We start from the raw sequence: 26,615 nt of genomic DNA, 5'->3' as shown, positions 1-26,615 counted from the left end.
TGGGCGTGGGCAGGCATGGCAGGCCTTTTTGATTTAAGGGCATTGCATCGAAATGGATCGAAAAATTCCTTTAGTGGGTGTCGGCGTGATTGTCATCCGCAACGGTCTGTTCCTTCTCGGCCTGCGCAAGGGCACCCACGGCGCCGGGACCTGGGCGCTGCCGGGAGGGCACCTGGAGTATGGAGAGTCCGTTGAAGAATGTGCCCGGCGTGAGGTAAGAGAAGAAACAGGGCTTGTTGTTCGGCCCGTGGCAAGGGGGCCTTATACCAGCGACCTGTTTGCCGAAGCGGACAAGCACTATGTCACCTTGTTTGTCGTGGCCGCTTGCGGTTCGGGAGAGCCCAGGGTCCTGGAGCCGGACCGTTGCGAACAATGGCGTTGGTGCCGGTGGTCGGATCCGCCCCGACCGCTGTTTGCACCGCTTGAATCGCTGCTCCGGACCGGGTTCGTGCCGCAAGCGCCGGACATGGGTTGAGCAGCGCAGTGAAATCAGCTCATCACCGCGCCGCCGTCCACATTGATGGTTTGGCCGGTGATGTTCTTTGCCGCCGCCGATGCCAGAAAGAGAACCACATTCGCGACATCCGCTTCGGTCTGCTCTCTTTGCAGCGGGCAGAACCGTTTCACCATGCCTAGAAACGCCTCCCGCGCCGTTGAACCGTGCTTTTCCGCATAGTGCCGAAAGGGCCCGCTTTCGCTGTATATGGGCGTCCAAATCCAGCCGGGGCATACCGCGTTGACGTTGACATTGAATCCGGCCATCTCGGCGGCCAGGCTCCGGGTGAGATTCAGGACCGCGGCCTTTGACGCGGCATAGGGCGTAATGCCGGCCGCGGGCATCCTGGCGGACACCGAGGATACGTTGATGATTTTTCCGCTTTTCTGCGCCCGGAAGTACCCGTACACCGCTTTGCAACAGTTGGCAGTGCCCTTTAGGTTCACCTGGTAGGTGCGGTCCCACTCGGCCTCTTCGGTCCTGGAGATGTTTTTAAACGCCTGGCCGGCGATACCGGCGCAGTTGACCAGCACGTCGATGGCGCCGAATTGGGCCACGGCTTTTTCAACGGCGTACTGGGCGGCTTGGGCATCGGCAACATCCAGCTCCTGAAAAAGGGCCGTGCCACCGGATGCCGAAATTTCGTCCGCTGTCTGTCGCCCCTGTCGGGCTTTCACATCGCATATCGCCACCCGCGCCCCCGCGGCGGCGAACCGCTGGGCGGTTTCCTTGCCGATCCCTCCCGCGGCCCCGGTGATCATCACCGATTGGCCTCTGAATTCGTCCTTGAAATCCATCGGATACCCCCGTGGCTGTTTCCCTAAGATCCAGTTCAGCAAGCAGTTTTCCACCGGAGGGGTTCTTTGTCAATTTTTATCGATGGGGGACATTCTTCGGCTTGCTGCGATACAGGCCGTTACATATCCCGTGACAGTGATCGAGTCGGGCTGATTTGCCCGCGCAACCCGCCGATTCGCCCCCCCCGCCGGGTTGACTGCGGTTGTTCATCTCCCCCCCGCTATGGATTTCGCAGAGGAGGGTGTTACACTCCGGCGTTACACCCGAACAACGGCAACGCACCGCCAAGTCTTCTACCCTCCTATTCAACCCCAAATAAGTCAACAGGTTAGCCACAGTCGAAGGGTAATCGCGAAACCTGGTATCGGGTTTGCACCTGCCGAATCGACAGGGCGGTCCGGCGCTTCCGGAAACTTTGCATCGCACCTTGGATGAAGATCGGCGCCGGCAGCGATGTTTCGATTTTTGCATTGATTGCTTTCCAGGCAAACGGCTTCCTGTCCATCCGCTTATGCCGCCGGATGAGGGAAGCCAGGAGACGGAGTTATGCGCCATTGCCGCAGCAACTTTGCCCATGGCGGCCGACGGCGGCCGGCCGATCATCATGATCGAATCGCGATCTACTATGCGGATCAACACATCGTCGACAGCAACCGGTCCGACGGCAAGGCAGCAACACTTCCATGAGCGACTATTTCAGAATTCATTCGGTGGGCGACTCGCTGATCACCTTTTTGCGCAACACCTACCCCGAACCGTTGCGCGGCGACTACCCTTGCGATTTCAGACTAATGTCCAGCGGCGAGATGGCGGAGGCCGATAATTTGGGCACCACCGTGAGCCTTTACCTGTACCGCGTGGAAATCGACAAGCACACCCGCAACGCGGCTTTTTCGCGTGGCGGTAAACCGGCCGACCACGCCCTGTGCCTTGCGCTGCACTATCTGCTCATCGTCTGGGCGGATTCCGCCCTGGCCGAGCACACCATTACCGCCTGGGCCATGTCGCGGCTGCACCGGCATCCGATCTTCGATCAATCCAACCTATCCGGTTCCGGCCACTGGGGCCCGGGAGATCAGGTGCATATCGTTCCAATGGAGTTGTCCAACGAAGACCTCATGCAGTTGTGGGATGTGCTGACGCCCAATTATCGGTTATCACTGCCCTATATCGCGCGGGTGGTACGCATCGAACCGGAGGCCGGCGAGGATCACCCGCCGGTGGTGGCCACCCGCTACGGGTATGGAGATATCGAACCCGCCAATGAGACGGATTAACGTAAAAGAGCCCATCCATCATCGCTACCTCGGCGCACTGCGTATGGTGGATCGGGTCAGCGGACGCGCACTGCGCAGACCCTTTCGTATCAAGGCGCCCGGTTTGACTCTGTTTTTCAATCGCTCTTTCCTGGCGGTCATTTCCCATGCCACGGGTCTGGGACACCATTTGGCCGCCTTCGCGGCGCCGCCGGCGTCACCGCCCCCGGACACCTTGGCCTTTGACGTGTTGGTGGAAGATGGAAGCGGGCAATTCCTTTCGCGGCGGGCAACCCTCAGGCTACCGCGCGCCGCCGCGCCGGAGGCGGACAACAGCCTGTTCACGCCGTTCGAAATTCCCTTGTATCCCGCGCCGGCAGCCCATGTGAGCCCCAATTGGAGCGTGCTGCGGGTTTCCATTTACGATCTTGCCGATGTGGCGGCGGAAAAGCCCGTTCCCGGTGCCTTGGTCCGTTTGGTGGATGGCGATGGGCGTTTGCGGATGAGCGGCTTGAGCGATCAGCGGGGAGAAGCAGCGGTGCTCGTGCCGGGCATTCCCATCACCACTTTCGCCGCGGGCACGGCGGCTGGGGAGGATGCCGATGACGATGCGGCCGATGTATGGGCGGCGGGCGGCGCCGTGACGGAAACCGAAACCCCGGTCCACCTGGAGGTGATCGTCGGCCCGGGCGCTGCCTGGCCGGTGGATCCGGACGCCATCGAAGACCAGCGCGCCGAGTGGCGCAGACCATTTCGAACGGCTGACAGCGAGCAATTGCGCGACGGGCTGCCCTTGGCGTTGCAAACCGGCCGATCCCGCTCCGTGAAACTTTTCGTGAATCTAACCGCAAGTGAATAATCAAAGGGAGGATATGTCATGCCTGAATACTTAGCACCCGGTGTTTACGTTGAAGAGGTCAGCTTCCGGGCCAAATCCATTGAAGGGGTGAGCACCAGCACTTGCGCCTTCGTCGGTCCGACACGCAAGGGCCCCTACAATGTCACGCCTGAGCTGGTCACCAGTTTCGGTGAGTACCAGCGCGTGTACGGCGGCCTCGCGGACTTGGCCTTCGGGGGCAAATCCTTCCCCAATTACATGGCCCATGGGGCCCGCGCCTTCTTCGATAACGGCGGGCGCCGGTTGTATGTCGCGCGGACCTATGTGCCCGCGGAGGATGGCGGCGCTGCGCGGCCCGGTTTCGCTTACAGCGACATCGGCGGGGATGTCGCGCGCATCCAGGCCCGCTATGCCGGCAGCGGCTACAATGCCTCGGCGGAAGTCTACCTGAACGCCAAGCGGGTTTCCGGCGCCATCCCCCTGGACAAGGCCGGCGACGGCTCTCTTCTCCGGGTGACCGGCGGCAGCGGTACCGGCGTGGCCCTGCCCGCCCGCATCGACGGCACCATCAAGCCCCCCTTTGCGCTGACCAACGACGATCAATTGACTTTTTTCATCAATGAAGGCGCCCCGCAGGCCGTGACCTTCAGCGATCAGAAGCAACCGGCCCAAGTGCAATCCACGGAAGAGCTCGGGGCGGCCATCGACATTCCGGACGACACCTCACTCACCGTGCAGGTGGGGCCCGGCGGCGCGCTTTTCGACCAGCAGATCACCCTGCCGTCAGGAGGGGGACAAACACCGGCCCGGTTGGCGGCCTTTCTCAACCTGGCCATCGATAATGTGAAGGTGGGCGTCGACGGCAACCGGCTGTTCATCCGAACGGATGAAAGGGGCGATTCGGCGCAACTGACCATCAGCGCGTTACCGCAGCTCAACTTGGAGGCCGGCACGGTGCACGGCACGGGCAATGTGGATGCCATCGGCAGCGTCAGCGTGGAAGAGATCAACAGCGCGCTTGTAAAAGCGGGCATCGCCGCCCGTGCCACCACCTTGACCCCGACGGGCACCATGCGCATCGCCACGGTGGCCGTCGGGGCCGGCACCACGCTGCGCATCGAGGATTCGGATGCGAAAACCGCGCTGGGACTGGGTGGGGCGCCGCAACCCGGACAAGATGGCCTGACCTACACCTACTATTTAAAGAACGGCAATGTCTGGACGGATGCCGCCGACGCCGCCTTGGATGATCAGATCGACAGCCGGGCATACGATTTGATGACCTGGACCCTGGAGATCCAAGACGATGACGGGAACCAGTTGATATACGACGATCTGGGATTCGGCGCCGCTCATCCCAATTTCATCGCCAAGGTCCTGCCCGAGCAGCCGGCCACCACCTCGGAAGCCTTGCAGCACCCTTACTATTTCGCAGTGACCCCCGGCAACACCGCCTTTGCACTGTTCAACGCCCTGTTCGGCACGGAATCGGCCAACACCATCGCCATCAAGAACGGCAATGACGGGGTTGAACCGGTGCCCACCACTTCTTCCACCAGCAGGGACGATCACACCGTGGCCTTTGCCGAAGCCCTGGAAGTATTGGAGGCCTTGGATGACATTGCCATCGTCGCCGCCCCGGGCCATTCCGAGATGGCGCAGTACGCCGCCATTCAGCAGGCCCTGATTTCCCACGCGGAACGGGACAAATACTGCATCGCCGTACTGGACACCCCCTCGCAACTGAGCATTCAAGGCGCCCGCGACGCGCGCAGCCGCATCGACAGTTCTTATGCGGCGCTGTACTACCCCTGGGTCACGGTGGCCAACCCCTTGTGGCGGCCCGGCAACAGCAATACCTCGAAAGAGATCAATGTGCCCCCCTCGGGATTCATCGCCGGCATTTACGCCCGCACCGACATCAACCGAGGGGTTTGGAAACCGCCGGCCAATGAAGTCGTACGCGGCGCCATCCGCTTCGAACGGGACATCAACCATGCCCAGCAGGAAGTGCTCAACCCCGAGGGCGTCAACTGCCTGCGCTATTTCTTCGGCCGCGGCTACAGGGTGTGGGGCGCGCGCACCGCAAGCTCCGATCCCGAATGGAAGTATGTGAACATCCGGCGCTACTTCATCTACCTGGAGCACTCCATCGACCGATCCACCCAGTGGGCGGTCTTCGAACCCAACGGTCCGCGCCTGTGGACCAACATCACCGATACGGTGAACGCCTTTCTGTACAATGAATGGCACAGCGGCGCCCTACTGGGAACAGCGCCGGAGCAGGCCTTCTTCGTTCGCTGCGACCGCTCCACCATGACCCAGGCGGACCTGGACAACGGGCGCCTGATCTGTGAGGTAGGGGTGGCCGCCGTCAAGCCGGCCGAATTCGTCATTTTCAGGATCGGGCAGAAAACCGCGGATGCATAATTCAGAGATAAGGAGAAAAGACCATGTCGGATCAACGCACCTCACCCTATAGCGCCTTCAATTTTCTGGTGGAGTTCAACGGGCAGGATATTTCGGCCGGTTTCTCCGAAGTGACCGGACTGGGTGCCGAAATCACCATGGCCGAGTACCGCAACGGCAACGACAAGGAGAACCATGTCCGCAAGATTCCCAACATCAACAAGGTGAGCGACGTCACCCTCAAGCGGGGCATCATCAAGTCCCAGGACCTCTGGAACTGGATCAACCTGACCCGCCGGCAAGGCTGGACCGCCCAGCGCAATGTGACCATCACCATGATGGACGAAGCCCATGAGAACGCCGTCATGCGCTGGACCCTGCAAAACACCGTGCCCACCAAATACACGGGCCCCAGCTTGAATGCCAAGGGCGGATCGGATGTGGCCATGGAAGAGCTGGTGCTCGCGGCCGAAGGCATCGTTTACGCCGAAGGATAAAGCCCATGCGCGGCATTACGTTCAACAACCTGCCGCCCATCGGCCCCCCGGCGCCGGGTCGCATGGACGTGGCCTGCTTTGTCGGATTCGCGCCCCTGGCCCGCCGTCCGCTGTTCTCCGACACTTTACAGCGCTGGCTGGAAGGGTATGGTTGGCCGCTGGAAAAGATCGAAAGGCTGCCACAGGAACCCGCGTTGATCCGCAACACGCCGGTGGCCCTGGAATCCTGGGATGCCTTCCGCGCCGTGTTCAGCGAACAACGGCTGGACCAGGCGGGCAGCGTACGCAGCCGCTTGCTGGCCGACCCCCTGCCCATTGCGGAGCAGGACCGCGTGCTGCATCTCATAGCGGATCACGTGCCGCTGGCGCTCAGCTTGGCCCCCGATGAAGGGGGAAGGCTCGCCCTGTCCGAACTGGCCGCCCAGATGCAATCACAACTGGCGGACAGCGGGGCGTCGGCGCGCATCGATCCGCTCTCCGGCGCGCATCTGATCATCCAGCGCAACAACGGCGTCCAACCGGGCGAACTCACCGTGCATGCCAACATGAGCCTGGGGTTTGTCCAAACCGTACAATCCGACGCCAACGGCCTGCCCCACTACGCCGGTGCGGCCGTCAAGGCGTTCTTCCGCCAGGGCGGTCGCAAATGCTACTTCATTTCCATGGGCGATCCTTTGCCCTACCATGTCGGAGCGAGCGAGAAGATCGCCCGGCTGCGCACCCTGCTCTGGGGGCCGTCCCTGACCGACGCCCATTCGGGGAACCGGACGCCATTGACCTGGGAGGACTTTCTTTCCATCCCCTTTCCCGCCATCGCCACCGGCGCCGCGCCGGTGCACCTATGGCAGGGGACGGCCCATTTGGCCGGTCTTGCGGATGTGACCTATCTGTGCCTGCCGGACCTGGTGGACCTGCTTGTGACACCACCCGCCGACGCGCCCGCGGCCCCGGCCATCGAAGACAAGGAGGTCTTTGTCGCCTGCAGCGCGTCCGAACCGGAACCGGACGGGTATCATCCCCTGACCCGACAGCCGCCCGAATGCGGCGCCGGCGCCTATGGCGTCTGGAAACGGGTGGTGGGTCATCTGTTGACCCATCTGGCGGAACATGCCCCCACTGTACAACTGGTGGCCGGCCTGCCCTTGCCGGATCGCACCGTGCGCAAGGCGTTCGATCGATTGCTGTTGAATGACCTTTTTCCCGCAAACGAAGCGCGCGACAAAGTCGACAAGCATCTGCAAATGGTCTTTCCCTGGCTGAAAACCGAGGACTCCGGCCGGCTGCCCGGCGCCCTGGAACCGCCGGAAGGCACCTTGCTCGGGATGTTGGCCCACCAGTCCCGCCGCATCGGCGCCTTCCGCAGTGTGGCCGGCACCCTGGCGGCCAATGCCTATGACCTGGCCCCCATGGAGGCGCACGCCTTTCTCTCCGCCACGGCGGCGGAACCCGCCATGGCCGATCGGGTCTCCTGGTTCGATCACGTTCCGGACGGCATTCGCCTGCAGTCCGATGTGACGGCGGTACGCCACGGGAGCGAGCGTTTCGGCGCCGTGCGCCGCATCATGATCCTGATTCAGCGGGCGGCGCAGCGGATCGGCCTGGATTACGTGTTCGAACCCGGCTCGGAACGCATCCAGCGCAACATCAGGGACGCCTTAAGCAACTTGTTGCATCAAATTTATCTGCACCACGGCCTGCGCGGCAGGTCCGCGCAGGAGGCCTACGCCGTCTCCTGCGGCCGCGCCACCATGACCCGCAATGACATCGACAACGGCCGACTGATCGCCAACGTGGTCCTGCAACCGGCGGTTCCCATCGAACGGATCGCCGTCGATTTGCTGCTGGAGCGCGACGGCGCCGTATCCTTCGGGGGTGACACGGTATGAGCCAAGCCGCGCACAACAAGGGGTCGATCCTGGATTATCCGTTGCCGGTCTTCCGGTTTGAAGTGCGCTTCACGGTGGCCACCGCCAACGCCGGTGTCAGCGGGGAGCGCCTGTTGTGCGGCGGGGCGTTTTCCGAATGCAGCGGCCTGGAAGCCACCATGGAACCCAAGGCCATCAAGGCCGGGGGCAACAATTACGGCGAGTTTCAACGGGCCGGGCGGGTCAGCTTCGCCACCGTCATTTTAAAGCGCGGTGTGACGGCCAACCGGGACCTGTGGCAGTGGTTCAAACTGGTGAGCACCGGGGCCTACGCCTTTCGTTTGAAAGCGGAAGTCACCCTCTTCGATTTCGATCTCGAGGGCCAACCAACGCCGGTCATGGCCTGGGAAATGCGCAACGCCCTGCCGACCAAGTTCAAGGCCGCCGATTTCAATGCCACCTTCAGTCAGGTGGCCATCGAGGAGCTGCACTTCGTGCATGAGGGATTGATCCACAAGGCGCCGCTGGCTTGACACCGGCACGCCGGACAAGGACGACACCCGGCCGCGGCCCATTGCCGCGCCGGCAAGGCGCAACGATTGTAACACGCATTCTTGGAAGAAAAGCAAAACGGAGAACCACCTTATGACGACCACGGCTTCAGACGCCGATCCGGCCCCCCGCGGAGAGCTGCGCACCACCGCCTGCTTCATGCCCAAAACCGACGAAAACGGGCAACCGCTCTCCCATGAACGGCAGCGGGACAACCGGGTGACGGTCCATTTCAACCCCGAATCCCTGGATATCACCTTCACCAACAGCGTGCGCCGAGGGCAGCGCAATCAACCGGCCCAGGTCACGGTCACCGAAACGACGGCCGCGCTGAGCATGGAGCTGCTATTCGACACCACGCTCAACGGTGTGGATGTGCGCACCGAGACCAACCAACTGGCCCGCATGATGGACCCGGCCCAGCAACAACCCCGGCGCAACAACCGGAGCAGGCGGATACCGTCCATTGTGATCTTCCAGTGGGGCACCCTCTGGTTCGAAGGCTATATCGACAACTACAAGGAGAAGCTGGAATTCTTCTCCGACCAGGGCGTACCCCTGCGCGCCACCGTGACCTTGTCCATGACCCAACAGCAGCGGGATTTCGAACCCAACACCGATGTCGCTCACAACACCGATGTCGCCGGCGACCTTGCGCCGGGCCACAATGTACCTGCCGCCCGCTCCGGCGCCGCCTCGGGCAACGCGCCGGTGAATCCGCTGGGCGCCGACACCAGCGTCACCCGGGCCGTGGCGGCCGGCCATCCGGCGGCGGGCGGCGATTCGGCCGTGGCCCGCTATGTTGCGGCAACCAACGGCATCGAAAACATGCGCCTGCCCGAGGTCGGAGAATTGGTGCTGCCCGACGTGCGGATCTTTGCAGGGGCCGGTGGGTCGCCGGGGGCCGGCGCGGGCAACGGGGTGCAGGTGGGCGGGGAGACCGCCGCGCGGTTCGCCGCCCTCAAACCGCCGGCGCCCCCAAGGCTGCGCGCCTCTGTGCTGTTCCATCAAGAAAGCCATTTCGCAATCCACCCGGACACGGACACCCCTGTTTTTTCGGCACCGGGGACGGGTTTGCAAGCGGGTCTCGCATCGAGCATGTCCGCGGATGTGGGCGTCGGGGCGGACCTTAAACCGGGCATCACCTTCGAGGATTGACCACCATGGGTGTGACCATCGATGAAGTGACATCGGAAATCGACTCGCCTGTTGCGCAACCCGGCAATGAGACCACGGCGGCGCAGGCGCCGGCCACCGCCGCGGCCGCCGACGGGGATGCCGAACTGATGGATCGGCTAACCCGCCTGGAACAGCGACGCTTGCGGCTCATGGCGGACTGACGATGAGCAGCGAAACGGCACTCGCCTCGGCGAGCATCTACATCGCCCGGCCGATCATCGAGGTGGACGGACAGGCCGATGACATGGTGCAGCGCCTTCTGATCAGCATGCAACTCAGCGAGTCGGATCAGGGCATGGCCGCCCTGGAGCTGCGTTTCTTCAATTCGGCCACCGTCCAGGGACGAGGCAACGACCTGGCCTTTGAATACACAGACAATGCCCTGCTCTCCCTGGGCAAGCCCATCCGGGTGTGGGCCGGGGACAACCGCGACCCTGTAAAGATCTTCCAGGGCACCATCACGGCCCTGGAAATGCACATGAGCGGATCCGGCGAACCCGAACTGACGGTGCTGGCGGAAGATGCCTTGCAGCAGGCCCGCTTGACGCGGCGCACCCGACTGCACGCAGCCGGATCGCTGGACGCCCTCCTGCGGTCGGTCGCCGCGGACCTGGGCCTGTCCATGGACATCAGCGGGATGCACCAGACCGTGGACGCCCAGCTGCAGCTCAACGAATCGGATTTGGCCTTTCTAAGGCGTCTAATCGACCGCCATGACGGGGACCTGTGGCTGGTGGACGACGTGCTTTGCGTGGCGCCCCGGTCAGAGCTGCGCCGCAACGCGGTGACCCTGGAAATGAACAGCCAACTGCAGCGCATCCGGATCATGGCCGACTTGGCCCACCAGGTGAGCCGGGTCACCTTTGCCGGGTGGGATGTGGCCGCCGGCGAAGCGATCAACGCGGCAAGCAATGGCGCCGTGGATTACGGCCCCGGGCAGGGCCGCACAGGCGCCCAATTTCTCAACGAGGCCTTCGGGGAACGCAGCGAACACCTGTCCCATGTCGCCGCCCGGGACGATATCGAAGCCCAGGCACTGGTCAACGCCGGCTTTTCACAGCGGGCGCGTAAGTTCGTCTGCGCCGAGGGCGTGGCCGAAGGCAATCCTGCCATCCGCGTGGGCACCCATCTGACTCTGCTGGGCGTCGGGCCACGGTTCGAAAACACCTATTACGTCACCCGTGTGCGCCACCATTACGATTTGGAAAACGGTTACCGCACCACCTTTCAGGCCGAGTGCGCCTACCTGGGCGCCTGATCGGCAGGGATTCACGCGCATGACACCATCGCTTTCCAGTTTGCGGACATTATCTCCCCTACCGGGTTTGCCCCGGGAGCTTCACCTGGCCAAGGTCACCGCCGTCAATGACCCGGAGCGATTGAACCGGGTTGAAATCCGGCTGTTGTCCCACAGTGGCGCCGCGCAGCAGGAAGGCACCCTCTGGGCGCGGGTGGCCGTTCCCTGCGCCGGCGGCAACAAAGGCGCCTTTTTCATTCCCGATGTGGATGACGAGGTGGTCGTCTCCTTCATCAACGGCGACAGCCGCTACCCCGTGGTGCTGGGCTCTTTGTGGAACGGCAATGACCCGGCCCCGGAAACATTGGGCGGCGGCGGCCATGCCGTGGATCGCTGGACCCTGGTGGGCAAGGCGGGCACCCGCATTGCCATCGAAGAAGAGACGCCGGGTGAGGCCACCATCCGGTTCACCACGCCGGGCGGCACCAGCGGGGAGCTGACCGATGCCGGCGGCGGCAAAGTCGTGTTTTCGACAGCGGGCACCACGGTCACCATCAACACCCGGGGGGTGACCGTCGACACCCCCCTGACCGTCAAGGTCCAAGCCACCCAGGTCACTGTTTCGGCGGCCCAGGTGCAGGTGGACGCGCCGATCTCCAAATTCAGCGGGGTCGTACAGGCCGAGACCGTCATCACCAACAGCGTGATCAGCGCATCCTACACGCCGGGAGCAGGCAACATATGGTAAACCCCGCCAACCGGCACAACATCCGTTGGGTGGCCCCCGCGCCGCTGTGGGGGGAGCGCAGTGCGTGGATGCGACTGCCCGAACAGCAGCTGATGACCCAGCCGCTGGTGCTGCGGTTCGCCAACGACCTGTTCATGGACGAAATGATCGCCATGCTGACCCACACCCCGTGGCGCCTGACCGAATGGGTGGCCCGCCCGGAAACCTGGCGCAATCCCATGCCCACGCCCAAGCCGGTAGAGATCACCCGGCCGCCGATCCCTGCTCCAGAGGGATACAACGGCACCAAGCGCTTGATCCGAAACCATGACCGGCAGACACGGAAGGCGCAAATCCGCGAACTGACCCGAACCCCCGCCACCGCACCGTGTTTGCCCGCCGACGACCCCATCAAACTCTATCCGGCGGCGCACCAACGGTACTATGTGGTCACCGGCTCCCTGGTTTGCGAGCAGAAAGGGTATCCGGACCATCTGCTCGACTTGAGCTGCGATGAGCGCGCCACCTTCGTGGTGCGGGCCCTCAAGGAGAATGCAGCGGGCGTGGCCGAAGAGTACGCTTTTGTTGCCACTGCCAGCGGCATGGCCTGGCGCAGAGCCGGTCCCCATGATGAAGAGAATGCGGCCGTGCGCCGTTTGCTTCCCAATGAAGAGCAACTGGCTTTGTTCCCCCTGACCTATCCGGATCGCTGTGAGCGGTTCAGACAACTGTTCGGCGGCCTGATCCCGGTCAACAAGCGCGACGCATGGTTGGCCGCACCAGCCCATGCCGGCGGACAGGCAGCGGCCATCGCCGGCCCGGTGCCCGCTGCCGACGACGGCGGGGATCCCTACCGGGAAATCCTTTACAGCGATGTGATCGCACCCTGGAAGGCCCTGATCGAGCAGGCCGAAACCGAGAAGCGCCGCAACAGTCCGTCGGCGTCCATGTTTCCCGGCTTTGACGGCAACGACCCCGCGGCCCGACTGAACCGCATCGGCGACATCCGCAGCGCACGGGATGCCATCCAGAGCAGTTCGTGGTACGTGCTGCTGGACTTCGCCCGGTTTTTAAGGGACCACCTGCCCAACGTCTGGGCCGAACTGCACGCAGCCGACCCGGCACCGCCGGCGGCCGCAGCGCCCAGCCCCTTGAGCGAAGATGAAGCCAAGCTGGTCAACGCCCTGGTGCAAACCACCATGGATCCGCGCATGCTCCTGGAACTGGCGGTGGAGAACCTGGCCGTCAGCGGCTACGAAACGGGCACCAACGTCTCCTTGTGGGATCGGATCATCGATTTCTGGAAACTGGACACCCACCTGCACCTCTGCCGGGTGCTCTACGGGTCGGACAGCCACGCCGAAGCCCTCGAGGCCAAGGTGGCCGACGATCCCTGGCTCTCAATGGCCTTCCGGCAGATGTGTCTGACGCGCCTGGCATCCTTGCGCAGCGATGCGCACGACAGCTTCTTCGACTTGGCCCGCACCCTCGGCGATGCGCTGCCGGCGTTGCCATCCGCCGCCGTGCAGGGCGATTGGCCCGCCGCCGGCACGGACATCGGGCGTTTGATCGACATTCTGAAGAAAATCAAATTGCCGTCGCTGCACAACACCCTGCACCAGACCTTCCGCGCAACCCAGGCCGATGCGGTCCCGCCGGGAAAATCCATGTGGGACCTGCTGCAGTTCCACTGGCGCTTCCAGGCCCATGTGGATCGCCATATCGATCGGATCCGGCCCGATGAAATTGCGGATTATCTGCATGCCGGCCGCACGGCCGATGGGGCGCCGATCAACACGGCACTGTTGGAAAAGGCCTATGGTGTCGCGGCAAGCGGTGCGTGGTACCCATTTCTCCAATTCGCCGCCGATATCGAAACCCACTGCCCGCAACTGCACGCGGCGGCCCTGCGGGAAGTTTTCGGCCAACCGGCAACCCCCGACCCGGCGACCCGGGCGCTGATCGCCTTTCTGCGGATGCAGGTGATCGACGAAGCTGTCGGCAACCTGCTCTTCTTGCCCAACAAAGACGGCCGCAATGTGCGCATCGTGCGCCGTCTGTCCGACGCTCTGGTGGCGATCCCGGCTTTCAGCGATGGTTTGGAAACGCTGGACACCCCATACGACCGAAGCCTAGCGGAAGTTGGCGAGGACAACGGCATCGATGCCCGGTGGCCCGATTTCCTTTTTCCGCTGACCGATCCGGCGCCGTCCTTGAGCGCGGCCCAGGGCCATGTCGTACCACGGCTTGCCGCGGACGACCCGGCGGCAGGACAAGGAGAAGCAGACATTTCGGAGGGTCTGGATCATATGGCGGATCTGCTGGACCGCCTGGTGCGCATGGCGAAACAGCTCTCCGGCGACCATCTGCCCGGCGGACTGCATCCCAGCCCCCTGCTGGACATGCAGAACGTCCGGTTTGTGGTGCGTTTGGTCTTTGAAAGACCCCAATGCGCCAACCTGTTCCCGCCGCTGGTCAGCCAAGCCACCTGCCGGCTTGAAATGGCGCCCTTTTTCGACCCCGATGCCCCGGCCCGTCCGGTGCGCATCCGCATGCCCATGGACATCTCCCCGGCCGGTCTGCGCAAGTACAAAAAGAACGCCATGTTCCTCTTCTCGGACTTGATGTGCGGCACGGTGAAGAAAACCAAGAAGCTGACCCTGGCCGACCTGGTGCTGTCCGTTCTTCCCTGGCCGTTTCACAAACGGCTGCCAAACGTGGGCAAGGCGGGCCCCTGCCGTAGCAAAGACGAAACCTTCGGCATGTTCTGCTCCTTATCCATCCCCATCGTCACCTTGTGCGCGCTGATCGTCCTGACCATCATGGTGAATCTGCTCAACATCTTCTTCAAATGGATGCCCTGGTTCTTCATGTGCTTCCCCCTGCCGGGCATCCCCGGACTGAAGGCCAAGGACAAAGGTTAAGCCATGGATCAAACATCGCCGGTCAAGAAAAACCAACACATCCCCGGCCCGCCGCTGGGATGGCCGTTGTTGCCGGTGCCGGACAACGGCACCCTGGCCTTCCCTGTGCCGGCGGACAGCATCAAGCAATCCATCCGTATCATTTTGCTGACGCGACCCGGCGAGCAACTGATGCGCCCCGCTTTCGGCGCCGGACTGTCCCGGTTTCTGCATCTGCCCAACACCCTGGAAACACGCCGGCAGATCCAGGAAACAGTGCTCGACGCGTTGACCCGATGGGAGCAGCGCATCACCGTGCGCCGGGTGGAAGTATGGGAAGATGAAGCGACACCGGAAGCCGTACGCATCGAAATCGCCTACAAAATACGGCGCACCGGTGAGCCGGTAACCACAACGGTGACTCTGAATTTGGGAAGTTGATCATGCCTATTCCACGATATCGATTGGACGACCGCAATTTCGATGACCTGGTCAAGGAGATGGTGGCCCGCATACCGTCCCACACCCCGGAGTGGACCAACCCCCGGGTGGGCGATCCGGGGCGCACCTTGATCGATCTTTTCGCCTGGCTGGGCGACACCCTGCTCTACCGGGTGAACCTTTTGCCCGAGCGCCAGCGGCTGGAGTTTTTGCGGCTGCTCCACATTCCCATGCACCCGGCCCGGCCCGCTTCGGGTCTGGTAACCCTGGAAGTCCGTAACAAGCAAACGATCGGCCCCGTCCATGTGCCCCGTTACACGCGCATCAAGGGCAGCGTGGATTTTGAAACCGCCGCGGAAACGACCGTACTGCCGTTTGCCGGCATGGTGTTCGTCAAGCGGCGGCCGTCCGAGGAGGAAGCCCTTGTGGTCGCCGACATCAAAGATGTGTTGGAGCAGGTGTACAACATCGGCAGCAACAGCGGCGAGCAGTATATCACCACGCCGGTTTTTCAGAACCCACGGGTGGATGCCGGCGGTTTGGATGTGGCCAAGGAGACCATCGATCAATGCCTATGGTTCGCGCTGCTGGCGCCGGAGGCGGATCCGGACCGGACCGGCCGGGTCCGGCAGGCCTTCGACCCGGATGCCGATGGCCCCCGGCGGATCCGGATCGGCATCGAACCCGGCGTCAAAATCGACCCCTTCGAAGAGAACATCCGACAGGCGCTGCCCATGCATGACGCGTGGCAGTGGGAGATGCCCTCCAGACGGACCGCGGATGACATGGCGGCCCACAACATCGCCTACTTTCCCCTGGAGATCCGCGAAGACACCACACTAGGCTTCATCCAGCGGGGGATCGTGCAATTGGTGCTGCCGCCGGCGGATCAGATCGCCCTGCCGGAGAACAGCGTGGATGAAGACATTTATGCCGGCACGGGCAATCGTCCGCCCCGTATCGACGACGAAACCATTGCCGGACGGTTGCTGACCTGGATACGCTTGCGCCCACGCCGCAAGGCCCACAGCCTGGCCCTGGACTGGGCGGGGATCAACGCCGTGCCGATCGACCAGTTGAAGACCCTGCGCAATGTGATCCTGGCCACGGCCGACGGCACGCCGGACCTCACCCTGACGCTGCCCGGCACATCGGTGGAGGCATCGAGCTTTCGGCTGCAAGTGGAGGAAAAGGGCGTCGGCTACAAAGATTGGCATCCCCTGCCGCTGCACATGGCCGGGCGGTTCGACACGGTCTACGAACTGGACAGCGAAGCCGGCACCGTGACCTTCGGCGACGGCCTCAGGGGGGCCATCCCGGAAGCCGGCAGCCGGATCCGGCTGCAACGGATGCGATCCGGCGGCGGCCGCGACGGCAACATACAGGCGGGCAACCTGAGCGCCATCCATCATCCCGGCCTGGCCGTTGTGCAACCGATTCCCACCCGGGACGGCATGGATGCCGAAACGTTGGATCAGGCGGAGAAACGAATTCCCGCCGTTTTGAAACACTGCCACCGGGCCGTGACCGAAGCCGATTACCGGCAAATCGCCTCGGAAACGCCGGGTTTGGCGCTGGGCCGGGTGGAAGTGCTGCCCAAGTTCAAACCGCAGCAGAAGCTGTCCGATGTGATCGGCGTGATCAGCGTGATGGTGTTGCCCAAAGGGGATTACCACCGGCCGCCCAACCCCCGGCCGGACCGCCACATGCTGGCCCGGGTCCATCGATATGTGGACGAGCGGCGCCCCATCGGTGTGGAGCTTTATGTGATCGGCGCCGACTATGTGCCGCTGGGCGTGGGGGTGGCGGTGACCCTTCGGGAGGGGATTGCCCGTCAGCAGACCCTCGAGCAGGTCAAAAACGCCTTGTACGATTTCCTCTGGCCGTTGCCCCCGGGCGGCCACCAACACACCGGCTGGCCCCTGGGCCGCTTTGTGGACAACCAGGAGCTGGCGGTGATCGTGGCACGGGTGGCCGGGGTTCTCACCGTGGAAGGGGTCAACCTGTTTCGCCGCGACAGTGCCCGCCGCTGGGAACCGGTGGAAGGCGGCCTGGAGCATCAAATGCGCCTCGAAACGTGGCAACTGCCCGAACTGCAGGCCGTTGTGGTGGTCGAGGACGAAGAACCGCTGACCGATCTGGAAGCGGCCCTGGGCGCTGAGAGCCGGCCGGTGGGCGAATGGGACGACGACCCGGCCGGCGGTCCGGGCGACAAAATCGCCATCCCGGTCGTACCGGAGATATGCAAATGATCGATGCCAACCGACACCAATGCCGGACCCTTGCCGGCGCCGGGCAGTTCGACCTCCGCGGGCTGACCGATCGGGTCACATGGGACAAACGGTGCCGGGTCCTGCGCATGAGAAGCACCCGCAAGCTGACGGCGTTGCCCCAAGACCGCGCCCGCGCCCGGACCCATGCCGACCAGCCGCCGGCCACCATGGACGCCTATGGCACCTGGGCCCATGTGGATGCGACACAGCGTGTCATTTTGGGCGGCGGGGTCTTTCCCGATGCCGTGGCAATCTTCACCCTGCCCGCCGATCAAAAAGTGGCTGACATGTGCATGCATCCCCAGGGCATGCTGTACGCCATCGGCAAGAACAGCCTGGATGTCGCCACCCTTTACCTGATCAATATGCGCGGCGCCAGGGAAGACGGTAAAACCGCCTACCGGGAAGACGCGACCACGGCGCAGGCAACCCGTGTCGCCGAGGCGCCGTTTGCCCCGGACGGCCCGCAACCCGACCGGGTTGTGGCGATGGGAGACGGGGCGCTGCTGCTGGACCGCGAACGCCAGGTCTTCTTGCAGGTGGTGGACCGACCGCTGCGCGAACAGCCGACCGCCAAGTATCCGCCCGCCACACCGCGGCCCTGCGCGGACGGGCCCCGGCCTCAGACGCTGATCCCACGGCCCGACCTGGTGCTGCCCGCGGGCTACACGGCGGTGGATATGGCGGCCAACCCGCAAGGCGAGGCGGCCGTTCTGCTCTATCCGCCCGAAGCGGACAAGCCCGCGGCGGTGGTGCTGATGCTCGAGGGGCGGATCAGCGCGCCGGTTTTCCTCCACGAGGCCCCGGCACCCTTCAGCATCGGCTGGGTTCGGGAGAATGAATGGGCCTTGCTGTTTGACGGTCTCAAAGAGGCCCTGGTGTACGCCATCCCCTTTCCCGCCCCAACGGAAACGACTTCAGCGACGGTCAGCGGGCGTCGCTATCCCCTGAACCGGGGGCACGGCGACCCGGTGGCAAACCCCCGCTTTTGCAATGGACTGTCCCGACCGGTGCACTATCCGTCCACGGACAGCCAGGGCCGCTTTCTGCTCCGTCCCCTGCACCCGCTCTCCTTTCCATCCTATCCCTCCCGGGTGACGGTGCCGGCGGCCGACCTCATCGACAGCGGCGCGCCCAACACCGTCTGGCACCGCCTGTTCCTGGAGGCCCGCCTGCCCAAGGGCAGCGGGGTGATCGTGCACCTGGCGGCGGACGAAGACCGGGAAATCCTGGAGAACCATCCGCAGTGGTTCGCGCACCATTTCGGAACGGTGCCGCCGCAACCGGACGTACCCCGCGCCACATGGCTCGATGCCGCCTCCGAAGTGCCGTTTTTTCAGGGCCTGCTGCCGGAAAAACCGAAAGACGGCACATCGGGCGTCTTCGGAGTGCTTGTGCAGCGGGCCGGGCGCGTCCATCGATCTCTGAAAGGACGCTACCTGAAGGTGTCCCTCACGCTGATGGGCGGCGGGCAGACCACACCGGAGATCGCCGCGCTGCGCGTGTACCTTCCTCGTTTTTCTTACCTGGACCGCTACCTGCCGGAGCTTTACCGGGAAAGCGATCCGCGCCGAGACGCAGTGGACGAAGGCGCCGCTAACGGGTCCGATTTCCTGCAGCGCTTTTTATGCCTGTTCGAAGGGCTGCTGACCCCCATCGAGGACCGGGTGGCCGCCGCCTACATGCTGACCAACCCCCGCAGCGCCCCCGCCGAAGCGCTGGACTGGCTCGGGCGCTGGGTGAGCCTTGACGTGGAGATGGACCTGCCCGAAGCCCGCAAGCGCTTGTTCATCCGGCATGCGACGGACCTGTATCGCAAGCGGGGCACCCTGAAAGGACTTGCCCTGGCCCTGGATTTGCTCAGCGACCGAATGGTCGAACGAGGGGAGATCGTGCTGCTGGAAGACTTTCGCCTGCGTCGGACCTTCGCCACCATTCTGGGGCGGGATTTCTCCGTGGAAGAGGATCCCCTGCTGATGACCACCATTCCCAATGCCAACGCCTACGTCGGCGACACCATGATCCTGGGCGACGCGGCGCAAAGGGAATTTCTGGCCCTCTATGGCGCGGAAATGCCGGCGGACACCGCGGACGCGGCGGCAGTGGAACGCTTCTACGCGCGCTTGTCCAACCGCTTGACGGTGCTGGTGCACCGACAAAGCGACCCGCACACCGTGGGTTTGATCCACCGGATCGTGGCCCGCGAGGTGCCGGCCCACATCGCCTTCCGGGTGGTGCCCGCCGGCCGGGCGCTGCTGGTCGGATTACATGCACTGCTGGGCGAGGACACCTATCTGCAAAAAACGCCCGCGGGCGGCACCGCCCGTGTGGGCCACAGCCGCCTGGGGCGCAACGATTTCATCGACAAACTGCCGGCACTGGACCACCGCTTAGAACCATAGGCGGTCGCGCGAGCCCTGCGACGGGTGTTGCCGGCCCAAAGGAGATACCGATGGCAGCGAAGACGACAGATCCCTTGGAAACCCTGCGCTACCCCGACCGGGTGAACTATGCCAACGGCGTGCTGTTGGACGAAAACGATTTCAGGGCGGAGCAGGCCTATTTCAGAGGCCGGCTGGGACGGGCCCTCGCCTATCTCCATGGTTTCGGCACCGTGGCCGGGCTGAAGGTGGAACCCCTACCGACCGAGTCCCATGTCCTCCGGGTGACGCCCGGCCTGGCCGTCGACCGCCTGGGACGCTTGATCGAGCTGCAGGCGCCCTATTGCATCCGGGCCCCAAACTGGTTCGCCACCCAGAACGGGGATGCGCTGGCCGAAAGCTTTGCCAACAGCGCGGTCAACGGCGGCCCCCGGGCCGTGGTGGCCGATCTGTTCATCGGCTTCAACACCTGCGAACGGGGCATGACCCCCTGCTTCGGCGCGGACAATGCGGATGCCACCGACGCCTTCACGGCCGACCGGCTCAGGGACGCCGCCACGCTGGATCTGGTCCTGCGCACCCAGCCCGAGAACGATAAGCCCCGGCAACAAGCGCCCTACGAGACGCTGAGCGCCGGCCCCATGGATGTCGCGACGGCTTTGGCGGAACTGCGCACTTTCAAAATCGAAACCGCCTGGCGGGAATCGGAATTCTGGAACTCCGCCTCGGGCAAGATCAATGTGGGCAACGAGTACACCACGCGGCAAAACGGCACGGAGGTGCTCCTGGCCCGGCTGCGGTTGCCCGCCGGCGAGGGCCCCATGCAGTACGACACCAACGGGGCGCTGGAAATCGACAACCATATCCGTGTGCTGCGCCTGAGCACGGATGAACTGTTCTGGTTAATCCAAGCCACAAGGGAAGCATAGCCATGGCCTTGAAAGACTACCACATCGACCGCGTCAAACAGCACATCAGTGTTTTGGACAAGTATGAACACGGGGGTTCGGTCTTTGTCGACCGCCGCCGCAGCCGACCGCGCTGGTTTGACGGCCGCTTTCTCAAAGCGGCGGACCTGAATCGCGAATCCAGCTACTTTCTCACGCGACAGGCCGACCTGGCCGTGGCCACCGGCACCGGTGTCGTGGAGGGGCTGATGGTACGCGAGACCGGCCCCACCCGAATCGCCATTTCCCACGGGCACGGTATGACCTTCGACGGGGAGCGCGTCTTTTTACCTGAAGATGTGGACATCCGCCTGCACAACATCGCCCTGTCCGAGGAATTGAACGTCAAGATGGGGCTGAGCCGCAAACCGGCACCGCCGGACCGGTCCCGCAGCGGCATCTACATCATCGCCCTGCGCCCCCTGGAGTTCACCGCCAACCCCACCGCCGCCTACCCGGTGGATGTGGACGGTAGGAGACAACTGCAGGACGGCAGTGTTGTCGAGGCCACGGCGATCACCCTGATCCCATTTTCCTATCCGGCCGGAGCCGCCCGATCCATCGACGCCCGGCGGGCACGGCTGGCACACCAGTTGTTTACCGAAACCAACGCATATCGGATGCCCTCCACCACCCTGCCCCTGGCCATGATCGAGCTGCGCCGGGGCCAACTGCTCTGGCTGGACAACTACATGGTGCGGCGCGAGATGGGGGCCGTGCACAGCGATGTACTGGGGTTCGGATTCACGCCGCGGCCGCTGCGCAGGTCCCATTTCAAACAGTACGACGAGATGATCGCAGACATTGTGGATCGCCGGCTGCGCTCCAACGCCGGCCTGCGTTTCGCCGCCACGGAGTATTTCGAATCCCTGCCCGCGGCCGGACGCTTGCCGACGGCCTGCGTGGATCTGGACAACTTCACCCAGCACTTCTTCCCGGATGCCATGGACGTGGAGATTTCCATTGTGCCCGAAGATGAAATGGGCCTTCTGCTGGAAGAGAGCATGCTGCTGCCCCCGGTGCCGCTCAACGATGAAAACGCCATCGCGACCACTGCCGTCATGATCTTCCTGCCGGTGCCGCGGCACACATTTCACAGCGAGACCAAGGTGCTCAAGCGGCTGCCCACGCCCATCCAATTTCCGATCAAAACCGTTCGTTCCCGATTCACGCCCAAAGATTACTTGAACCTGTTTCAGGCCAAACTGCCCGATTTTAAAACACCGGCGCCGGGCAACACGCAGGCCTTGCAGGAAGTGGCCTGGAAACGGCTGCTGAGCGGGCAGACCTTTGTCTGGTACGTGCGGCGGCGCAACCTCAATTACAAGGATGAGATCAGCGGCAGCGTCGTGCATGTGATGACCAACGAGCATCAGGATGAAACCGACATGCGCCGTTACCAGCGCTCCCTGAATCTGTACGACGATTTCACCTACTTGAAAGTCCGGGGCAGCGCGGCGGCCGACCTGGAAATGGTGCGCCTGCTGACCATCCCCAAATTCACCAAGTCGGAAGTGCTGATGCGTTCGGCCCTCAAGGAGTTCGGCAACGCGGACAAACTGGACGAGCGCCACGCGGCATCGGTCAGTGTGCGCTTCGCCGGCAGCCAGGTCGGAAAAGGGCTCGAGCGAATCGAAGAACGTCTGTTTGCAGGAACGGACGCGGAGAAAATCGATCAAAAGATCAAGCTGGCCGACGCATTGTGCACTCCCGAGCTGGACGATCTGGCGCGCGTGCTCACCGCCGAGGAGGCCGCGGCCCTGGCCGATGAAGTGCACACGCGCTTGCACGGTCCGGACACACCGGAAGCCGTCGCCGAATTCATTCGCAGCCAAAAAAAGGAACTTGAGCGATGAGAATCAAGTTCACACCACACCGTTTCGAAGGCGAACGGGTTGTCCAGACCTCTCCGGAAATCAGCAACCGGATCTCTTCGCAATGGTACCGGCGCCCCCTTCTGTTCACCGGACGGGCCCTGACCGCGGACACCCTGATCGCCAACACCAAGCATCATCTGCGACATTTGCAACTGTCCGGCAGACATGTGTCCGCCGGCGTCATACAGGGGCTGACGCTGTCGCACCACCAGCGCGCCGATGTGCAAGGGCAAGGCGCGGCACCGGCCGAACAGTGGCTGCGCCTGAGCGCCGGCCTGGGGATCACGCGCTGGGGCGAGGACATCACACTTCCTGAAACCGCCGACATCCTCCTGGACAACGTGGCCATGTGGGACAGCGATCTCCCGCCGCGGGGCGCCGGCATCTTCGTGCTGCAACCCCTGGAGATACTGGATGAGATTGTTTCCGATGAAGCGGACCAGTGCCCGTGGGACGAGGCACGCGACCCCTTTGACGACGAACAGATCGTCGACGGCTGCCGCCTGGTGTTCGTGCCCTGGCCCGTCGGCTTGCTGGGACCGATTCCCCGGGTGCAGAACCGGCAATTCCGCAATCAGCTCGTTTACCAAATCTTCGAATACGAGCGCACCCACCCGGACACCCTTTTTCCCTGGGAGCAGATAGGGGTTCCCGTGGGCCTGGCTTACATCACCGTGGGCAGTGGCCGGATCATGTTCATCGACCCGCAAGCCGTGGTGCGCCAAGGGGGCGCGCCGTTGTCCACCCGGCCCCTGCTCTCCATGAACGGCTTGCCCTTTTTGTGGGAAGCGCGGATGCAGCAGTTTATCGGCCAGATGGCCGACCTGCGGCAGCAGTTGGAAACACTTCCGCCGGCCCAAGCCAATTTCGACAAGTTGCCGCCGGTGGGCGTGCTGCCCAAGCAAGCCATGAACCTGGACGAAATGCGATCGGACTTCTTCCCCAGCCCGTTTTTCATCGAAGCCGCCCCCATTCCCGAAGAACAACTGGAGGTGGCCATGAACGCATCGGCGGGGCTGGCCCCCTTCGACTTGTATCAACCCGAGAAGATCAAACTGCTGGTGCCGGTGCCCCAGGCCGTGTACCAACCCGATCTGCTGCAAAAGGAGACGCCGGACCCGATCTTTCTCGAAACCTTGCGCCAACTGATTGGTGAGATCCGGCGCTGGGCCGCCAACCGGGACCATCTGCGCGGCATGGCTGCATGGGTCATGGGGGCCATCGACACAGGGCAAGTGCCGACATTCGAGGCGGACCCCGGCCCCATTGACGACGAGGGCACCTTTCCCGTTGCGGTTCCCCACGATCCCAAAATGACGGACCACGGCATCCGGGCCGCTCAGGCACTCAGCGGGCTGCACGCCTGGATCCAAAAACACGCTGCCGGCGTCTCCGCTGCGACCATCCGCCCCCTGCTGCCCACGGTCGATCCGCCGCAGTTTGCCGAAGATTTCAAGGGCCTGGAAAATTTCATTGTTGCACTGCAAAACAATATCACCAGGACCGAAGCCCTTTTGAACGCCGGCTTTGTGCGAGCCGAAACGGACATGTACCGCTTGCGCCAGATTCTGCTTGGTAACGTCAAGGCCTCCCGGCTGGCCGTTTCTCCGGCCATGGCCAGCATTGTCGGCGGTCAGGCCGCCATGCCGACGACGGCCGATGTGGAACGCTATTTTGCTTCGGCCATTACCACCACCCCCACGGATGCCATGGGCCGGGCAGAAGATCAGGCGGCGGAACTCACCCCGGAAGGATTGGCGCCCGGCGATCTGTCCGGCACCACGGAAGATGAAAAGATCGACCGGGCCTTGCGCATCATCAAGAAAAGGGAAAGCGGCCAGGCCATTACAACCGAGGAGTTGATGTCGGCCACGCGGACCTTGGCCAGCGTGACCGCCGGCCGCTATGGCGATGCCCGCAAAACCATCGCCATGCTCGCCCGGCCGGAGTCAATCACCAAGTTTCGCGACAAGGAAGATCTTTACTATGCGACGGCTGCGGCGCCGGCAGGAGTGGTCTACAAATTCAAAGAGCCGGTCCGTGTCGCGCAGCCGGGGGCCGCCGAGCGGGACAAACCCATGGTGGAAAGGGTTTACGAATCGCCGGCCATGGAGGTCAAGGCCAACACGGTTAAAACCAAATCCACCATTTTCGCGCTGCTCGCCGAAGTGCCGCTGGACATCGATGAGAAGGTCGGCGTCACCGACAGTCAAACCGCCATCGTGCCCCGCAAGACCTACGATGCCTTTGTGCAATCGCTGACCGATCCCGAGAAGGTGCTTCTGGGCAACCGCGCGCGGCTGTCGGACGAATACGCCGCGGTGCGGGTCACGCCGCTGAGCGAGAGCGAGAAGCACTACTTGACCGGCCAGGAACCGGCCATCGCCGTGGACCGGCTGGCGCACTACTTCGCCAACCTGGCGGCCGACAACGACAAGAACAGACTCTCCTTCAAGGCGGCCGCACTGGGCAAAAACATCCAGGCGGGTATCTTCGATCCCGACCCCACCGATGGCGATGAGGCCAACTTTTTTGCAGCCGGCGTGACCGCTCTCGAGCAAGGGCTCAATGCCATGCGCAGCATTGAACAGCGGCTCAAGGACCACAAGAAAGCGTTGCGGCAGTGCGACAAGGTGCTGATCGATCTGCGTGCCGGTGCCCGCTTGTGGCAAGACAAGCTGGGAGAAGCCGACCAAAACCTGACGGTGCTGCGCCACGACGCCTTGGTGACGCGGGCGCTGTTTGAAGAGGAAAGGACGCGCTGCAACACCATCAACCAACAGCGCCGCGCCATTCTCGACACCTACGCCACCAGCCTGGTGTTCGTGCGCCCCCGCCTGGCGGATCCCCGCCTGGACGTCCCGGCCGTGGCACTGCAGCCCGCATATGTCAACCCGGTGCCCACCTGTCTGGCCGAAGATTTCGAGGCCGTCGGAGAGTTGGCGGAAATGCTGGATGTGTTCCGGGAAATGCCCATCGCCTGGCTGACGGCGGCCAGGGGGCTGGTCAGACAGATCCGGACCGCCGCCGATGTAACATTGTTGCTCACCCAGGCCGGCGCGCGCATGGCACACGCCCTGCCATCGGCGCCGCCTCCCACCGCCGCATACAAGACATACACCACCCATGCCCTGGGGCAAGCCATCGGCACCATCGTGGCGGCCAATCAGCAAGTCAAACAGGTGGCGGCCGAACACAAGCGCGCCCTGGAACCGACCCGCATCAACACCCTGTCCTGGTTTCAATTAACCGACCGGGCCGAAACATTGGTCTCCCTGGCCGATCTCATTGCAAGCGGTAAGGGTTTCACCAAGGCGGCCCGGCAGGCCATTGCCATCATGGAAAACCTGGAAGACGTGGCGGTCTGCCTCCATCATCGCGTCGATGGGCTGGCACCGGCCATCAAGCTGCAATGGGCGCACCGTATCAGCATCCATGACCAAGCGCCGGACCTGCGCCATTTGGATGTCCTGCCCGCCTTCGAACGGATCGATATCACCACCCGCACGGATCTCCAGACCATGGTGGATTGGCTCTTTTCGCAGGTGGACGTGGCGATCGATCAGGCCCGCCGGACCATGAACGACCTGGTGCGAGTGTGCCTCCTGCTGGCTGGACACGCACCGGTCAGCACCATCGTCAATGGCCATGTCGCGGCGCCGGCCAGCGGCAAAACGGGTGATTCCATCGAGGTGACCATCGGCCGGGGACAGGTCAAAGTGGGCATGGCCGTCACCATCACCAGCCAAGGCGCCATCGCCCTGCAAGGGGTGGTGGCCGATGTGAGGGCCGATGCGGCCCGCGTCAAAGTCACCGGTACCCGGGACGGCGGCCCCGTATTCAGTATCGACAAAGGGGCGCAGGTCCATTTTGTTGCCGCCGGCTTCTTCCGCTGACGGCCCAGGAGAGTGAACGCTAAAGCGCATGGTTGCGGGAACC

General features: G+C 63.5%; 20 protein-coding genes. 19 read left to right on the top strand and 1 reads right to left on the bottom strand.

The genetic code is table 11. The features are described from left to right. Positions 1-52: 52 nt before the first annotated feature. Positions 53-475: a nucleotide triphosphate diphosphatase NUDT15 gene (locus MRX98_RS05985; protein WP_246903905.1), complete on the top strand. Its 423-nt coding sequence runs from the start codon at positions 53-55 to the stop codon at positions 473-475. A 14-nt stretch (positions 476-489) separates the two neighbouring features. On the opposite strand, the gene MRX98_RS05980 is transcribed toward MRX98_RS05985, so the two are convergent. Beyond that, positions 490-1,293: an SDR family NAD(P)-dependent oxidoreductase gene (locus MRX98_RS05980; protein WP_246903904.1), complete on the bottom strand. Its 804-nt coding sequence runs from the start codon at positions 1,291-1,293 to the stop codon at positions 490-492. 547 nt (positions 1,294-1,840) lie between these two features. On the opposite strand from MRX98_RS05980, the gene MRX98_RS05975 reads away from it, so the two are divergent. The 18 genes from MRX98_RS05975 (at position 1,841) to MRX98_RS05890 (ending at position 26,572) form a co-directional block, all read left to right on the top strand. Beyond that, positions 1,841-1,981: a hypothetical protein gene (locus MRX98_RS05975; RefSeq protein ID WP_246903903.1), complete on the top strand. Its 141-nt coding sequence runs from the start codon at positions 1,841-1,843 to the stop codon at positions 1,979-1,981. Then, on the top strand, positions 1,978-2,571 hold the full coding sequence (locus MRX98_RS05970) for a Pvc16 family protein (RefSeq protein ID WP_246903901.1): 594 nt from the start codon (positions 1,978-1,980) through the stop codon (positions 2,569-2,571). The genes MRX98_RS05975 and MRX98_RS05970 overlap by 4 nt, the downstream gene beginning before the upstream one ends. After that, entirely contained in the window at positions 2,558-3,409 is an 852-nt protein-coding gene (locus MRX98_RS05965; RefSeq protein ID WP_246903899.1) for a hypothetical protein, read from the top strand. Before MRX98_RS05970 ends, MRX98_RS05965 begins: the two co-directional genes overlap by 14 nt. A gap of 18 nt (positions 3,410-3,427) precedes the next feature. Then, entirely contained in the window at positions 3,428-5,818 is a 2,391-nt protein-coding gene (locus MRX98_RS05960; protein WP_246903897.1) for a phage tail sheath family protein, read from the top strand. Positions 5,819-5,841: 23 nt separating this feature from the next. Further along, on the top strand, positions 5,842-6,294 hold the full coding sequence (locus MRX98_RS05955; RefSeq protein ID WP_246903895.1) for a phage tail protein: 453 nt from the start codon (positions 5,842-5,844) through the stop codon (positions 6,292-6,294). 5 nt (positions 6,295-6,299) lie between these two features. Continuing rightward, the gene (locus tag MRX98_RS05950; RefSeq protein WP_246903893.1) at positions 6,300-8,180 is read left to right on the top strand and encodes a hypothetical protein; all 1,881 of its coding nucleotides are present in this window, start codon (positions 6,300-6,302) and stop codon (positions 8,178-8,180) included. Then, entirely contained in the window at positions 8,177-8,692 is a 516-nt protein-coding gene (locus MRX98_RS05945) for a phage tail protein (protein ID WP_246903891.1), read from the top strand. The genes MRX98_RS05950 and MRX98_RS05945 overlap by 4 nt, the downstream gene beginning before the upstream one ends. 112 nt (positions 8,693-8,804) lie before the next feature. Continuing rightward, positions 8,805-9,869, top strand: coding sequence for a CIS tube protein (locus tag MRX98_RS05940; RefSeq protein WP_246903889.1), 1,065 nt, complete (start codon positions 8,805-8,807; stop codon positions 9,867-9,869). A gap of 5 nt (positions 9,870-9,874) precedes the next feature. Further along, positions 9,875-10,051: a hypothetical protein gene (locus MRX98_RS05935; protein ID WP_246903887.1), complete on the top strand. Its 177-nt coding sequence runs from the start codon at positions 9,875-9,877 to the stop codon at positions 10,049-10,051. 2 nt (positions 10,052-10,053) lie between these two features. Then, a complete protein-coding gene (locus MRX98_RS05930; protein WP_246903885.1) occupies positions 10,054-11,148 on the top strand; it encodes a phage late control D family protein in 1,095 nt (364 codons plus the stop codon). 19 nt (positions 11,149-11,167) lie between these two features. Further along, entirely contained in the window at positions 11,168-11,875 is a 708-nt protein-coding gene (locus MRX98_RS05925; protein WP_246903883.1) for a phage baseplate assembly protein V, read from the top strand. Next, positions 11,869-14,778 (top strand): hypothetical protein, encoded by a 2,910-nt coding sequence (locus tag MRX98_RS05920; RefSeq protein ID WP_246903881.1) that lies wholly within the window; start codon positions 11,869-11,871, stop codon positions 14,776-14,778. Before MRX98_RS05925 ends, MRX98_RS05920 begins: the two co-directional genes overlap by 7 nt. Before the next feature lie 3 nt (positions 14,779-14,781). After that, the gene (locus tag MRX98_RS05915) at positions 14,782-15,198 is read left to right on the top strand and encodes a GPW/gp25 family protein (protein ID WP_246903878.1); all 417 of its coding nucleotides are present in this window, start codon (positions 14,782-14,784) and stop codon (positions 15,196-15,198) included. A 2-nt stretch (positions 15,199-15,200) separates the two neighbouring features. Next, a complete protein-coding gene (locus MRX98_RS05910) occupies positions 15,201-17,450 on the top strand; it encodes a putative baseplate assembly protein (RefSeq protein WP_246903876.1) in 2,250 nt (749 codons plus the stop codon). Further along, complete coding sequence (locus tag MRX98_RS05905) at positions 17,447-19,873, top strand: phage tail protein (RefSeq protein ID WP_246903874.1); 2,427 nt, start codon at positions 17,447-17,449, stop codon at positions 19,871-19,873. The genes MRX98_RS05910 and MRX98_RS05905 overlap by 4 nt, the downstream gene beginning before the upstream one ends. A 50-nt stretch (positions 19,874-19,923) precedes the next feature. After that, positions 19,924-20,781: a hypothetical protein gene (locus tag MRX98_RS05900; RefSeq protein ID WP_246903872.1), complete on the top strand. Its 858-nt coding sequence runs from the start codon at positions 19,924-19,926 to the stop codon at positions 20,779-20,781. Between the two features lie 2 nt (positions 20,782-20,783). After that, positions 20,784-22,655 (top strand): hypothetical protein, encoded by a 1,872-nt coding sequence (locus tag MRX98_RS05895; RefSeq protein WP_246903870.1) that lies wholly within the window; start codon positions 20,784-20,786, stop codon positions 22,653-22,655. Continuing rightward, positions 22,652-26,572 (top strand): hypothetical protein, encoded by a 3,921-nt coding sequence (locus MRX98_RS05890; RefSeq protein WP_246903868.1) that lies wholly within the window; start codon positions 22,652-22,654, stop codon positions 26,570-26,572. The genes MRX98_RS05895 and MRX98_RS05890 overlap by 4 nt, the downstream gene beginning before the upstream one ends. Positions 26,573-26,615: the final 43 nt, after the last annotated feature.

Source organism: Desulfatitalea alkaliphila (assembly GCF_022968795.1).
GTDB classification, from domain to species: domain Bacteria; phylum Desulfobacterota; class Desulfobacteria; order Desulfobacterales; family Desulfosarcinaceae; genus Desulfatitalea; species Desulfatitalea alkaliphila.
Note: the sequence above shows the minus strand (reverse complement) of the source record. Positions and strands in the feature narration are given on the sequence as shown.

Bases quoted from the DNA above. Each gene is read 5' to 3' on its own strand.
- MRX98_RS05980 (WP_246903904.1), bottom strand. From the start codon at position 1,293: ATGGATTTCAAGGACGAATTCAGAGGCCAATCGGTGATGATCACCGGG.
- MRX98_RS05890 (WP_246903868.1), top strand. From the start codon at position 22,652: ATGAGAATCAAGTTCACACCACACCGTTTCGAAGGCGAACGGGTTGTC.
- MRX98_RS05985 (WP_246903905.1), top strand. From the start codon at position 53: ATGGATCGAAAAATTCCTTTAGTGGGTGTCGGCGTGATTGTCATCCGC.
- MRX98_RS05970 (WP_246903901.1), top strand. From the start codon at position 1,978: ATGAGCGACTATTTCAGAATTCATTCGGTGGGCGACTCGCTGATCACC.
- MRX98_RS05960 (WP_246903897.1), top strand. From the start codon at position 3,428: ATGCCTGAATACTTAGCACCCGGTGTTTACGTTGAAGAGGTCAGCTTC.
- MRX98_RS05930 (WP_246903885.1), top strand. From the start codon at position 10,054: ATGAGCAGCGAAACGGCACTCGCCTCGGCGAGCATCTACATCGCCCGG.
- MRX98_RS05965 (WP_246903899.1), top strand. From the start codon at position 2,558: ATGAGACGGATTAACGTAAAAGAGCCCATCCATCATCGCTACCTCGGC.
- MRX98_RS05935 (WP_246903887.1), top strand. From the start codon at position 9,875: ATGGGTGTGACCATCGATGAAGTGACATCGGAAATCGACTCGCCTGTT.
- MRX98_RS05950 (WP_246903893.1), top strand. From the start codon at position 6,300: ATGCGCGGCATTACGTTCAACAACCTGCCGCCCATCGGCCCCCCGGCG.
- MRX98_RS05905 (WP_246903874.1), top strand. From the start codon at position 17,447: ATGATCGATGCCAACCGACACCAATGCCGGACCCTTGCCGGCGCCGGG.
- MRX98_RS05920 (WP_246903881.1), top strand. From the start codon at position 11,869: ATGGTAAACCCCGCCAACCGGCACAACATCCGTTGGGTGGCCCCCGCG.
- MRX98_RS05915 (WP_246903878.1), top strand. From the start codon at position 14,782: ATGGATCAAACATCGCCGGTCAAGAAAAACCAACACATCCCCGGCCCG.
- MRX98_RS05975 (WP_246903903.1), top strand. From the start codon at position 1,841: ATGCGCCATTGCCGCAGCAACTTTGCCCATGGCGGCCGACGGCGGCCG.
- MRX98_RS05895 (WP_246903870.1), top strand. From the start codon at position 20,784: ATGGCCTTGAAAGACTACCACATCGACCGCGTCAAACAGCACATCAGT.
- MRX98_RS05955 (WP_246903895.1), top strand. From the start codon at position 5,842: ATGTCGGATCAACGCACCTCACCCTATAGCGCCTTCAATTTTCTGGTG.
- MRX98_RS05940 (WP_246903889.1), top strand. From the start codon at position 8,805: ATGACGACCACGGCTTCAGACGCCGATCCGGCCCCCCGCGGAGAGCTG.
- MRX98_RS05910 (WP_246903876.1), top strand. From the start codon at position 15,201: ATGCCTATTCCACGATATCGATTGGACGACCGCAATTTCGATGACCTG.
- MRX98_RS05945 (WP_246903891.1), top strand. From the start codon at position 8,177: ATGAGCCAAGCCGCGCACAACAAGGGGTCGATCCTGGATTATCCGTTG.
- MRX98_RS05925 (WP_246903883.1), top strand. From the start codon at position 11,168: ATGACACCATCGCTTTCCAGTTTGCGGACATTATCTCCCCTACCGGGT.
- MRX98_RS05900 (WP_246903872.1), top strand. From the start codon at position 19,924: ATGGCAGCGAAGACGACAGATCCCTTGGAAACCCTGCGCTACCCCGAC.